Below are 13,155 nucleotides of genomic sequence, written 5' to 3' on the forward strand. Positions count from 1 at the left end.
CATTGATTAATGCGTTATCCTTAAAATGCAGGATAGCTTGTCCCCCAACCCCTAAATTACAGAACCTAGGGTCCGCTCCCAGCAACTCAGCCACCGGCATATTTGGAGATCCCAAGATTCCTTGTTGGTTACTTCCCCCTTGCCCTTGCTTGAAACTAATCAATTGGTCAGCAAAAGAAGCCTCGCCCAAAGGCAAATAAATATATCGGTTTTTAGAATCCTTATAGACATTAGCAGCTGTATTCTTTTGAGATTCCCAGGAAGGATTCAAACGATGAAATGTCTTCTGTTTACGAGCAAACTGAGCTTTAAAATCCTGATACGCTTTCTCCAAAGTCACACGGTAGTTATCGTGGAATTTTTGAAAACCAGCACTCGCAGTTCCGCTTGTCAAATGTCTTTTGTAAGCTGGTGGCAAAGAAGCTCCATATAAGGAATCAATTTCTCGTTTGGAAAGCATACGATTCAAGGAGGGCAATAAGGTCATCAAACCGAACTCTTCTTGAGACACCTTGTAATGTGCGAGCATCAATTCAAGCGCTTCAACAGCATCTACTTCTGCCAAAGTCTTGTAGAGATTCAGTTGTTCCAGACTCCTTCCTTTTTTTCTGCGCAAGTGATCCTCTACAAAGGTAGCCTGCTGCACCCCTGAAACCTCACGAATTAAAGCAATTGCTCGCTTTTCTGCCGCAACTTGATCTTCTAAATTTCCAGTAGAACCATTTAAAACCGCACCCCAGACAGAAGACAATCCCTGCTGTTGATTGGTGCTGTCCAAAGCCTGTTGCATAAACTGTTCAAAGACTTCACGACTGACCCCCATTTGCGCCAATTGTTCGTCGGTGAGATCAGATCTACCTAAGCTTTCCAATGCCTCTGTTACTCCTTCAACAGCAATTTGCTCCTGCGAATTGGAAGTGAGCTGAGGTTTGTCTGAAGCTGAAGTTTGCGTTTGAATTTCCCTTTTTTGATCTTCTGAATCCTCGGTTTGCTGCTTACAGCCAATGAACGCCATCAGCAACAATAAATAAAGTAGAACTTTCATAACTAACTAATCTCTTAAATATCGGGCTTGCATAAATTCAAAATATCCAAGTCCAAAACGGTTAAACCAATCCGGCACGCCATATTGTTCTTCGCAAAGATTTAGCTGCATCATGCTTTCTTTTAATTCTGCGATTAGAAAGGTGTATGTCTTGTCGTATTCGTGTTCCAAGTTGATGAACTTCTTCATGATTTCTGCCCGTTCTTGTTGCCAAACTAAACCAGTCACTGCATGTATCCCCGAAGAGTTATCGCCAAGTTTAACAGCAGCATCTGTATAGCGTTTACTGCATTTATAAATTATCCTCAGCTTTTCTAACTTATAACGTGCATCATTAAATTTTAGCCGTGCTGCCGTAAAACAAGAACTGCAATCACTGGCGCGATCCTCTGCGGCAGTTTGTTCTTCTGTTAGAGGACTTCCATCACCTACTGGAATATCTATAGAACAAAAAGAAGGAAGACTTGGCGAACCTGGTGGCGAAGTGTTCGGGACGCAATCTGTCAAGCCTTCATAGAGCCCAACAAAAGTGTTTAGATCTGCCCAAGCAGCTCTAATTGTGGCCATTCTTCCCAATACATTGTCAATACTAGAGTTCCCCCCTTCTTGCAAGGCACTTTCTACTCGCTCTATATAGGATTGCACCGAACGCTGTCTTCCACGCTGAGCAAGGGAACTACCCACAACAGTAAAGAGCAATAAGACCAACACTAAGGTCTTCTTTTGATTTCTCAATTTCAGAATCAGATAAAAAATCATCACAAAAGCCAAAGCCAGCACTATATAAAGCCAACTCGGAATCTCTGGCCCTATGCTAACCGATGCGGATTCATTATTGTTTGTGGAATCTGTTGTATTCTCTATGGTGACAAAAGGCGAACCTAAAAAGGACTGTGATGGAGGACTGGCCAAAACAGCTATTAGATACTCCACTTCTTGGTCAGAATCAGACTCAACGATAACTCCAAACTCACCGTAATCCCTAAACTTAAAATTGACCACATTTTCAGGTGAATTGGCTGTGGTGGCTGTTTCAACACGATTATCCCAATGATCTTTGGCTAAACTTACATTTAGTGAAACTTCTGGATTTGAACTGCTTACCAAAACATCTACCAGCTGATAAACATCATGGCCTTTGACTGTATGGTAGAAAACAGTATCACTGATCTGCCGCGTATAAACCACTGTTTTAGCTCCAGAATCTTCTGCGATCAAATTGATATTCTCGACCACGAGATCCTTGTCAAAGGTGTAAAGTTGCGCCTTTGCCATTCCAGAACAGCCCAAGCAGGTAATAAGGAGTGCGTATGCTATTTTATTGATCATAATTCTCAAATTTTGCGATTAGAAATGCTGCCACTTGCATCCCTTTTTCTTTGAGTGACATCTTTTGATCTTTTGAAAGCTCTGAGGCCAAAAGGGCATGATAGGTTATAATGATCTTATTATCGTAGTTGGGATTGAACAATTGCCAATTTGGTCTTGCTGGTTGTTTGTAGATTAAGTTTTGTCCCTCCATAGCAATAAGGCCTTTTCCTTGTTTGGAATCTGCTTTGATCTTCTGAATTTCTGAGATAATCTCTTCTTTGGGAAAATCAACTACTTTGATATTGAACCAACCGCTGTTTCCATCTTTATAAATGATATTGAATCCGCAATAGCTGGATTCAATTTGACGCTCCATTTGCTCAGTAGAGAAGCCAAATAAGGTTGCGAATTCTTCCCGAGAGAGTTTACAGGCTGGTTCCATAGCAAAAAGAAATTCATAACGATTGTCACTGGTAGATGCGGTTTCTGCTTTCGCTGTTGTTTGCTCGGGAATACCGTCCTGAGGCTTTGCATTTTGGTTACAGCTTACCGCGAGCACCAAAAGCATTAAAAGAAATGATGTTTTCATACTGTGAATTTTACGGTCTCGATCACTTTATTCTTATAGGTCAATTTGATCGTATAATTGCCTTTACTCAAATGAGATGCATTGAGATAAATGGTATAATCCTGACGCGGAAATTCAATTTGAATAAACTCAGTTTTAGCCATAGTTCAACAATGGATACACATTGATTTGCGTTCCAAAACTAGTTCGAAGTTGAAATGATGACTATGAATTATGTATCAGATCGATGGAATTCTGTATCTGACTTAAGTAGTAAAATTAAGACGCTCTTTGCTGCTCAATAAACGCTTTGGGACTCAAGGCAAACTGCTCTTTGAAGCACTTGGAAAAATACGAGGGATCATTGAATCCTACTTGATAGGCCACCTCCGCGATAGATATTCCTTGAGCTGTCAAAAGCTCGGTCGCCAAAGTAAGTCTTTGACTCCTAATAAATTCTGTTGCAGTCATGCCCGTTAATGCTTTTAACTTGCGATACAACTGCATACGGCTCATACCCATATTCTTTCCAAACAGCTCACTGGTAAACTGGGGATTGGTCAAATCTGCCTCTAATACGGCTTGTACCCTTTCAAAAAAGCGTTGGTCGCCATTAGAAACCACTACATCCAGGGGTTTTAAAACGAGCTCAGTACTAAAGCGTTTTTGCAAAGCTTCTCTTGTGCGAATCAGTTGATTAATCTGAGCCTTTAATACTGCACTTTTGAAAGGTTTTTCAATATAAGCATCGGCGCCAGCCTCTGTTCCTTTGACAGTATCTTCAGCACCTACTTTTGCGGTGAGTAGCACAATTGGTATGTGGCCAGTTCTGCTGTCGTCCTTAATGGCTTTAGTCATGGCAACACCGTCTAGAGGGGTCATCATAACATCACTGATTATAATATCTGGCATGAAAGTAGTGGCCATCTCAATTCCCGACGCTCCGCTATTCGCTTCAATTATTTGAAATTCGTTTTTAAAATTTCCAGCCACCAAAGCTCTTATCTCAGCATTATCATCTACAATCAGTAATACTTTTGCGTCCTTTGTAATTGAGGAATCATCTAAACTTTCTGATTCAATAAATGAATCAGTAAACTCAAGAATCTCATGCGCAGCATAGTCCTGGATAGTGATCGGTATGCGCAAAACAAATTGAACTCTATCCGCCAGGCGTTCAGCAGTAATTGTTCCTTTATGTAAAGCCGCAAGTTCTTTGACTAGTGCTAGACCAACTCCCATACCACCTTGCTCCTTTCTGGAAGTATAAAAGCGCTCAAACCATTGATCAACCTCTATCGCTGCATTGGGGTTTATCAGATTGCTAATAGTAAATAAAGCCTCATGCTCCGCAGCGGCTAACCTAACTTGAATTTGAGACCCTGAAGGCGCGTATTTTACACTGTTATTAATAAGGTTCGCCATGATCTTTAAAAGCATATCCTCATTGAAATAAACTGCAGTCAGCGACTCAATATCAGCTATGAATTCTAAATTTTTCGCTCTCACTTTATATTGAAAAGATTCCAATTGCTGAGTGAGTAAACCACTTAAGTTCCCGGGAGAAACTTTAAGGATTAGTTGTCCAGAATCCAATTTGGCCAAGTCTGTGATTTGCCCGACCAAATTAGTCAAGCGATCCGTATTGTCTTGAGCTATGCTTAGCGCGTCAGGTTTGGTTTTAGCCGACAACTCCAATTGTTCAAGGCTTCCCTGTATTAAGGTTAAAGGTGTTCGCAGCTCATGTGAAATATTGGTAAACAAATTTGTTTTGACTGCATCGAGCTCCTGGAGCTTTTCGTTTGTGCGTTTTCTGTCGCGTTGTTGCAAGAAAAAAAACAGTCCGCCCCCAATGGCTAATGCCAAAAGTGCTAAGAAAATTGTGAGCTGATTCTTTTTTTGTTGTTCAATAAGAGCATTCCGTGCTGCAATGACAGCCAACTGCTGCTGCATCTCTGCGTTTTTGTAGCGTGCGTCCATCTCAGTAACCCGAATGGCATTCTGGTTATTGATCATACGCGTATTGAGCTCCATAAAAGTAAATCCGTATTTATAAGCAGGCTCATAGCGTTCTAGTGCCCCATAACTCAAGGCCAAATCTCTATAGATCAAATACTGACTTTCTAAGTTGGGGTATCCCAAAGTCTCAAATCGCGCTTTTGCCTCCATCATATATGAAATGGCCTGTTCAAACTGTCCGATTTCTAAACTAAAGCTTCCCAAAGTGGAAAAAGCAGAAGCCTCTCCCAAAGGATACTCGCCATTTTGTAATCTTTCTAAATTTTCTTGCAAATAGGCACCGGCTTTGCTGTGGTTACCTGCCTTGGTCTCTCCATAGGAAAGATAACGCAAACTCCGCTCCAAGGCCTTGGGATTGGCCGCATTGGATTTAAAATAATTATAAGCCGATTCTAAATAGTAGCGTGCAGAGTCTATATCTACTTGTTTTTCAGAATCGTCGAATCGATCGATGAAAATTCGACCCAATCTAATGAATATTCGATGCTCTAAATACCTATTCCCCAGCCTCCTCGCCTGGCTTAGCGCATGTTCTAATTGCGCCTTTCCCCGATCTTCATTCTTAATAGAGTGACTGTTGATGTTTGCACGCAAAATATCAGCCTCTATGGTAATTGAATCAAGCGTTGTTCCCCAAAGCGAATCAATCTTACTCAAATACAACAGTGCATTGTCTTCACGATAGGTTAATCGTTCCAACTCCGCTAATTTGTGATAGATATTTGATAGTGTTTTGCGGTCCTTGGTTTTGTATGCCAGAGGTACTATCGCTTTTAGCCGAACAATATCAATACTATCAATAGCACCGTAAAAGTCTTCAGAATCAAAGATTTTTTGAACGACCTCGGAGTAATTTTCGGCAGTCAGCTGCTCAACTTGTTGTCCAAAACAAGACCAAGCGCAGAAAAGAAACACGGGCATGAAGAATTTCATAGAAACAAATTACTAAAAATTGCGCTGTAATATTACGGCAGTCGGCGACTAGTGGCTTGTAATTATGTAACAAGTACTGTTACATAATTGACAAAAGTATGCTTGGGTCAAGTTTTTAACGATTAAAAAAAGCCCCACGTTAGCAGGGCTTTAGATGTCAGTTGAAAACAGAGAACAACCAACGCGTTAAGGATTAGTAAAACTTTTCAAAAACCTCATTTTTTAACTATCCTCCTAATCACCCAGCGCCCGTTCGATTTAAGCGCTACAAAATAGATGCCTTGTGATAATTGGCTCAGAGCATCTGTTGTAAGGGTGTTTCCTATAAACTGTTGATTTTGATCATACAGTACTTGTCCTACTAAATTGGTCACCTTGAGCTGTACCTCTTGGTTGCTCAGATCGGTGGCGGTAATATTCAATAGTCCATTACTTAGGGGGTTTGGATACATACTGATGTTGTCAAGGGATTGATCTTGAACGTTCAGGACCGGTTGTTCAAAACTCAAACTGAATCTTGAACGGTCCAATCCTGGACCAGCTTGAAAACTGTAGATTGATTTACTCAAATTAATTACGGTATTGGTGAGGTGATCGGTCAAGAACACTTCCACACCTTCTATTTCAACTCCTTCTAGATGATCAATACTAATGGTAAAGGTCTCTAGACTTGGAATTTTACTCTCCATTCCCAATTCTACAATCATTTTAGGATTAAAGTCTTCTCTTGCTTGAATTGCCAATTGACTTTTGTCTGCCAGGGTAGAGAATAAACTAATACTCGCATCTACACGTTGACTGTCATAACCCGCATCAAAACCTGTAGTGGTCTCGTTGAGGAAACCTACGAGAATCATGCTTGAGTTGGAGTAGTTTTGACTGTCCATACGGAGCCAAATTCTATTCTCTGAACTGAAAGACTTCAAAGTGGTGTTGTTGCCAGTCACACGAAGATCATTAGTGAACTCAAGATCTGTCCCCGCTTGTGCTTGTTGAGCGAGAATTCCAAAACCCTGACCCGATGCCATATACTGAGTGGGTGCAGTTCCTCCGTTATTGGCTGCAACACCTCCCGTGAGGTTGAATATAGAAATGTCGTCCATAGAATAATTCGACGGATTAAACCCTGGATTACCAGAATCTGGTGCCGTCAAATGTTCCCAGAAATACACTTCATTTATGGCATCGTTGGCCAGGATGAAAGCTTCTGTGTCAATTGCGGAGGCATAGGGATTACCTACAAGATTAAAGTTGTTTTCTGTCGCAGGACCGTTATAAACAACAGGTACAGTGATGTTTCCGCTGTTTAAAGTTCCTTGCGTATAGGTATGCGAATACGTGGCTGCTCCAGCCGCAGTACTCGGTTGTGGCAATACCAGGTAACCCTGACCTACATTTAAGGTGGAAGCTGGCCCTAGGTAATCGCCGTCATCATCTAAAAAGTTCAAACCGGTGATCGCAGGATCTGGATTCGGCGTAAAGAGCGCCGGGAAGATCTCTAAAACTCGGTGTGCTCCACTGTATACTCCTGTTCTAGACTCACCAGACATTGGTGAGGACAAGGCACTAAAATCACGTACGTCTAGCGTTGGAGTATCCTTAACCACCTGAATGGTACCGTTATTTACGGTTTCTGCAGTTTCTGCAATTTGAACTACACTACCGGTATTTTCAATGACTAAAGTTCCATTTACGTTAATGTTTCCACGCGCGCTTAGATAAGTATTGGCGCCAATGGTAAGCGTTGTAGATGCATTGACAGTACAAGTACAGGCATCAATACTAGCAATAGCTCCGGTATCGTAGTCTGCTGCAATTACAGCATTCTTAGTAATATCAGGAGTTCCGTTATCCCATCCTGCTCCCGTATAGGTAGTCACGTCAAGACCAGTACATACTGGGTTTACACTCAAAGTAACCGTAATAGTGTTTAAGGTGTCACCACAGGCATTTTCTAAGGTGGCTCGGTATTGATAACCGTCATAACTGATCGGGACATTCTGCAATGATAATGTTGTAGAAGTGGATCCAGAATAGACCGAATCATCAGTGATATCCGTAAACGAACCTCCTCCAGTGGTGTCTACACTCCATTGAATGGTAGCAAAATTGCTGGCAACAACTGTAAAGTCGGTGGAGGTATCCAATTCAATGCTGGAGTTATCAGGTTCTGTGCTGATGGTAATCGGATCACAACAGTTCAAAAGTTCCTCCATTGGTGTGATCCCACATCCTACAGTCTGCGTGAACAATCCCATGGTATAGACAGCGCCATCAATATCCGTGGCAGAAAGCTCATAATTACTCACTCCATTAGACAAAGCATAGTGCATCACCTGATCCGTATCAATAACGTGTCCCAATTGGTGGGTGTGTCCCAATTCGTGAAGGGCTACTGTTTTAAAGTCATACTGAAAAGCTCCAGGAGTACCTGTACCGTAATACCAGTTTGTATCGTCATTCCAAACCACATCCAGCTCATTAACAATGGCGCGGTTGGTGGTTGGGCAAACTCCTAAATAACGGCTTGTCACTCGTCCGAGAACTCCTGAAGGAAGCTCGGCACCGTTGTCAAAACGAACAATGTTGATACCATCTGCTGCAGCTACATCCGTCGTTGTTGTACTTCCAATAACGAAGTTGATATTGGACTCACAACTCCACAAACTCAATGCATCCTCAAAGAAAGGCTGAGCCGCACTGGAATCAAATTCCGTGTGGTAGTTAAAAGTAAATCCACCGCTTCCGTTATCTTCTTGCAATACGGCAGGATAGTCTGTAGTCCCGTCTGACGCATTGATGTGATTATAAGTAACCGTCAGGGTTGAACTACTTGATGCGGATTCTGCGGTAGCATTGGTCACTGTGAAGTTCCCCGTACCGGCTAAGTAAGGCACTTCTATTTGAATCTGCGTATCTGACCAACTGATAATTTGAGAATCCAATGCGGTCTCCATGGTTACACCTCCGGAATTGGAATCAGGAAAGCTCACCGATCCTATAGTCGCGCCAAAGTTGGATCCGTTAATGGTCAAAACGGTCTGAGTCCCTGCGCTTACCGTAGATGGCGAGAAGGAGGAGATAACAGGAGTGGCTCTAGTACCAGAACCAGCGCTTGATTTAGCAGGACGCGCTGCCATTTCAACGAAACTAGCACGCGCCGCACCCTCTACATTGTCATACAAGTTGTCAATACTATTGTAAGTCTCAAAAACTCCGGCAGCTTGGTCGGTAAATTTGTTGTATTTAATTAATCCTTGGGCGGCACCGACCAATTCATATAAGGTCCCGGAAACATCTAAGCTTCCACTAAAGGGCTTCACAAAGAGCATCCCTATAGTACCGGGCTCCATTTTAGCCTCTGAGGAAGTAACCTGAATCTGATCATCAACGTGTCCCCCCATGGTCACTACTTTTATCTCAGTTTCTAGACTACCTCCCAGCGACTTAAATATTTTCACTGTATGTACGGTATAAATGTTTAAACGGCCACTATCCCAATAACCTTGGCTATTTAGAACAGTTCCTTCTACAATCTTTGTTGCCTCTGCAGCTCTATCTGTTAGCGAAACAGGGCTCATCAATGCTGAACATTCTTGTGCGTTTCCCGTGAAGGGTAAAACCAAGAGCAACAATGCGAGTAATTGAAATTTCATTTGGATTAGATTTGGGTTGACTTTAATTTCTATGGCTGTTTGGTCCATGAACTTCTATTTACAGAAGTAGCTCATTTCTTTAATTGTCTGATCTTCTCTTCTACCAATTGAAGTTCTTTAAAATGTGCTTTCAAAAACTGCTGTTGTCTATTCATCTCGGCAGCAATAGAACCTGTTGGGCTTGGCCTGGTTGTTTTAGACATTTTGTTTTTAAATAAAGAACACATTCGAATCCCTTCGTGTAATTAGTACGAACCGAAAATATAAAGCAAGGCACCCTCAGCCAAATTTACATGGGGTGCAAAAGGGGGTGCAGTGTGTTATTTAATTGAATTACAGGGTGTTAATGTAGTCATCCAAAGAAGCTTCAGCGGTTAAACCCAGCTTCTTTTTAATGCGGAAACGGGAAGATTTCACCGCTTCTAAAGAGGTGTTTCTGAGATTCGCTACCTCTTTTCGATTTAAACCAATACGGATCAGTGAACAAATTTCTACATCGGTTTTGGTCAATTCCGGATGTGTGGTTTTTAGCTTTTTAATGAACTCAAAATTGACCTGCTCAATATTCTGTTTGATAAGCATCAACTTGGTGTTGTCTGCTTTACTGGCTTTAAGATCTGCAATAATACTCTTGAGGGTGATCCCTTCGTTCTCATTGGATAACTTTTGCAGATTCTCTGCAATACGCTCTTTGGATTTTATGTGCTGGATGGTCTCGTTAAGCAATACATTAATCTCTTCTGTTTTATTAGCGATCTTATTATTGAGCAGAATGTTTTGATAGGCTTGCTCTTTGATCTTTTGACGATTCCTGAAATAGAGAATCAAACCGATAGCTAAAAAAGCAAGTGTCAGCAGGGCAATTATAGAGTTTCTTCTATTGGCTGAAAGCTTTTTTTCTGATTCTAAAAGCTCGATCTGGGCATCTTGCTCAGCCAATTCGCTGAGTCGTCTCTCATTTTCAAAGGCGGCCTGATAATACAAAAAAGTATTGCTTTTTTGAATTTCATAAATAGAGTCTTTGATTTGAGTGTTTCGTTCAAGCAGGTCTACTACGCGATCGTTTTGCCCCGTTGCCTTGTATAATGATGCCAATTTCTCTCGCGCCTCGATCTGGGCTTCCAAACGATTGGTCCCCTGAATGTTGGCAAGCTCTTGTAAGGCATTGATCAATGAAGGCTGATTGCCAACAAGTTCAAAATATGCAGCTTTGGCCGTGAGTACATCTCCTTGCAAATAGGGCGTAGTCCCCTCAGCTTCAATGGATTCTAAATGATCCATCAAAACTGTAGCTTGTTCTAGATCATCTTTCTCGCAAGCACTTAACAATTTGTAATTAGTGATAAAACGGTCGTAATAAGAGGTAGTATAGGGATTCAAATTCTCCTTTTCTGCTTCCATCATCTGGAGGTATTTGTCCATTTGGACAAAGTCTTTCATGCTGTAATAGGCAACCACATTTTGACCCAACAATTGCATATAGGAAAGTACATCCTCATTGGCTAGCGCCTTTTTTATCAATCGCTCACGTTCCTGGATGCTCTTTTCAACAAACCCGTTTTTCTTGTATAGCGATGTGAGTTCAGCTCCCACTAAAATCGCATATTGGTCATCCCCTAGGCGCTCGTAAAGCTGCTCAGCAATCTCATAATTCTTTATGGCAGATAGGAAATTATTCTGATCGGAAAGCGCTTGACCAGAGAAATAATAAGCGTCCGCGGCAAAAATTGAATCCCCGCTAGCCATAAAAAGAGTGGCTGCATCCTCATAATCTTTCAAAGCAGACTCAAAGAGATTATTGCTGTAATAAATAGCGGCGCGCTTGAGTTTTAAATGGGCTTCTGAATTTTGTGCTTTAAAATTGTCTTTTAATCCTAGCAAAGAATCTGTAAGATGCTGTGCCTTATCTATTTGACGAGTATTGATATAGTATTGGATCAAAAAACGAGACTTAGAAGCCATTATATCGAACTCCTTAAGATCTCCTGCAACTTCGATATACTCTTTGAGATAGACTTCTTGTTGCTGATCATTAGCCCGTACAAGCGCCGTTGTCAAGGCATCAAGCGTGGACAGCTTAATTTCGGGATCAGAAGTGCTGTTTAAAGCCGTCTTTAAGGAATCCACTTCCGATTGAGCGAATCCTAAGTGCGTGAATAACAAAGCGATACATAGGTAAACTAGCGGCTTTAGCATTTCGGGCGAATTTACTTCGAAAATAAGGAATTTTAAGCTCAAATACAGGGGTGCAAATGGGGTGCAACAAAAAAATGATCCCCAGACCATATAGCCCGAGGATCATTCCAAATATCCTAGGTTGAAACCCTGAGATGTCCCTAGTTACAGTTCTCTAATTCGCTGGCTGCATCAGAATAACCATTATTGTATGCCTTTTGGAAATACTCACAGGCCCATTCTTTAGCTTCTTGGGTATCTCCAGACTTAAAGATCAATCCAGCGGCGTAATTGGAAAATCCATCGTTAGGATCAACCTCTAGAGCTTTGGTAACGTCGTCAATACCAGCATCTACATCACCTTGCATAACCATATTGAGCAATCCACGATAAGCATATGCCTCTGCAACATCCCCGTATTTTCTGAGAATACTATTGATCTTGCTCATAGCGCCCTCATAGTCGGCCTCTTCCAACATAGCGCGCGCCTCTGCAATCTCATCATCCAAAGAACTAGCACTGTTACCTATTGGAGATACTGGAGTTACTGGTTTAATCCCACCCGATGATTTTTTAGTGATTGATGTAGAACGTCCAGATTTCACTGGAATACCCGAAATACCTTGATCGGAGATCATTTTTTTGAACATTTCAAAATACTCCTTAAGTGGATTATAGGCCTTTGCGATCCCACTATCAGTAAAGGACCCCTCTTCAATGGTCTTTCCGTTTTGCTCAACCAGATAAACCATTTTCCCATCATTCACAGCAAACTGAGTGACAATTCCTTTGTCCTCGTTAGTATCTTCAATGATAAACGCATCAGAACCACCTTCAAAAGTAAGCGTTGCCCAAACATCGGTATCAGGACCGATAGCAAAAATTATATTGTCAGATTCTTTGTTGTAGGCCAAAATAGGTCCTGTAGCAGCCTCTCCGCCTTCATTTTTAGAGATGAAGATTCCGTTGTCAAATTGCTGAGCACCCCAACCGTTGCTGCAATCTCCAATAAAGCAATCTCTGCTCGCGTCGGCCTCTAAGTAACCTTCTTGAGCCAGATCATCGTCTGAGTTTACCGGGAAATGCACACCGCCCTCTGTGGGAGCTATAAAGTAGCGATCACTCAAGGGGCTTGTATTGAAATACAAGGCTGTTGTTAATTTTACATCGTCAATAATAATACCCAAACCGGTCAAGGTACCTGCTACGAACTCACCGTAAATAGCAGTTTCACCATCGGCGGTAACCAATATACCAAGGCCGTTGAACTCACCATCCTCAAAACCTCCATAATAGGTTCCGGTGTCGTTTGTGGTTACCCCAAAGCCATCTTGGCAATCTCCTTCAAGACATTGGGCGATTCCCATTAAAGGAATCATTAAGAATACAGTAATTAAAGCTTTCATGTGGAATAATTATTTGCCCCAAATATAAAAGAACCGACCCAT

At 41.7% G+C, this 13,155-nt stretch carries 9 protein-coding genes; all 9 read right to left on the bottom strand.

Going from position 1 to position 13,155, the window contains the following annotated elements; genetic code table 11:
• On the bottom strand, positions 1–1,045 hold a 1,045-nt coding region (locus ACSLP7_RS13785; RefSeq protein ID WP_435579847.1), incomplete at its 3' end, for a hypothetical protein.
• A gap of 6 nt (positions 1,046–1,051) precedes the next feature.
• Complete coding sequence (locus ACSLP7_RS13790; RefSeq protein ID WP_435579848.1) at positions 1,052–2,374, bottom strand: hypothetical protein; 1,323 nt, start codon at positions 2,372–2,374, stop codon at positions 1,052–1,054.
• On the bottom strand, positions 2,364–2,945 hold the full coding sequence (locus ACSLP7_RS13795) for a hypothetical protein (protein WP_435579849.1): 582 nt from the start codon (positions 2,943–2,945) through the stop codon (positions 2,364–2,366). Before ACSLP7_RS13795 ends, ACSLP7_RS13790 begins: the two co-directional genes overlap by 11 nt.
• Positions 2,942–3,088, bottom strand: coding sequence for a hypothetical protein (locus ACSLP7_RS13800; protein WP_435579850.1), 147 nt, complete (start codon positions 3,086–3,088; stop codon positions 2,942–2,944). Before ACSLP7_RS13800 ends, ACSLP7_RS13795 begins: the two co-directional genes overlap by 4 nt.
• Before the next feature lie 115 nt (positions 3,089–3,203).
• Positions 3,204–5,876 (bottom strand): helix-turn-helix domain-containing protein, encoded by a 2,673-nt coding sequence (locus tag ACSLP7_RS13805; protein ID WP_435579851.1) that lies wholly within the window; start codon positions 5,874–5,876, stop codon positions 3,204–3,206.
• A 215-nt stretch (positions 5,877–6,091) separates the two neighbouring features.
• Positions 6,092–9,532, bottom strand: coding sequence for a T9SS type A sorting domain-containing protein (locus ACSLP7_RS13810; protein WP_435579852.1), 3,441 nt, complete (start codon positions 9,530–9,532; stop codon positions 6,092–6,094).
• Positions 9,533–9,603: 71 nt separating this feature from the next.
• On the bottom strand, positions 9,604–9,735 hold the full coding sequence (locus ACSLP7_RS13815; protein ID WP_435579853.1) for a hypothetical protein: 132 nt from the start codon (positions 9,733–9,735) through the stop codon (positions 9,604–9,606).
• Positions 9,736–9,865: 130 nt separating this feature from the next.
• Positions 9,866–11,728 carry a hypothetical protein gene (locus ACSLP7_RS13820; RefSeq protein WP_435579854.1) on the bottom strand — a complete coding sequence of 621 codons (1,863 nt, stop codon included), beginning with the start codon at positions 11,726–11,728 and terminating at the stop codon, positions 9,866–9,868.
• A 140-nt stretch (positions 11,729–11,868) separates the two neighbouring features.
• Positions 11,869–13,113, bottom strand: coding sequence for a hypothetical protein (locus ACSLP7_RS13825; protein ID WP_435579855.1), 1,245 nt, complete (start codon positions 13,111–13,113; stop codon positions 11,869–11,871).
• Positions 13,114–13,155: the final 42 nt, after the last annotated feature.

The sequence above is a fragment of the Gilvibacter sp. genome (genome assembly GCF_965601605.1).
In the GTDB taxonomy this organism is placed as follows: domain Bacteria; phylum Bacteroidota; class Bacteroidia; order Flavobacteriales; family Flavobacteriaceae; genus Gilvibacter.

What these genes read in the sequence shown, in the direction of transcription:
- ACSLP7_RS13820 (WP_435579854.1), bottom strand. Translation starts at nt 11,728, where the DNA reads ATGCTAAAGCCGCTAGTTTACCTATGTATCGCTTTGTTATTCACGCAC.
- ACSLP7_RS13795 (WP_435579849.1), bottom strand. Translation starts at nt 2,945, where the DNA reads ATGAAAACATCATTTCTTTTAATGCTTTTGGTGCTCGCGGTAAGCTGT.
- ACSLP7_RS13805 (WP_435579851.1), bottom strand. Translation starts at nt 5,876, where the DNA reads ATGAAATTCTTCATGCCCGTGTTTCTTTTCTGCGCTTGGTCTTGTTTT.
- ACSLP7_RS13810 (WP_435579852.1), bottom strand. Translation starts at nt 9,532, where the DNA reads ATGAAATTTCAATTACTCGCATTGTTGCTCTTGGTTTTACCCTTCACG.
- ACSLP7_RS13800 (WP_435579850.1), bottom strand. Translation starts at nt 3,088, where the DNA reads ATGGCTAAAACTGAGTTTATTCAAATTGAATTTCCGCGTCAGGATTAT.
- ACSLP7_RS13790 (WP_435579848.1), bottom strand. Translation starts at nt 2,374, where the DNA reads ATGATCAATAAAATAGCATACGCACTCCTTATTACCTGCTTGGGCTGT.
- ACSLP7_RS13815 (WP_435579853.1), bottom strand. Translation starts at nt 9,735, where the DNA reads ATGTCTAAAACAACCAGGCCAAGCCCAACAGGTTCTATTGCTGCCGAG.
- ACSLP7_RS13825 (WP_435579855.1), bottom strand. Translation starts at nt 13,113, where the DNA reads ATGAAAGCTTTAATTACTGTATTCTTAATGATTCCTTTAATGGGAATC.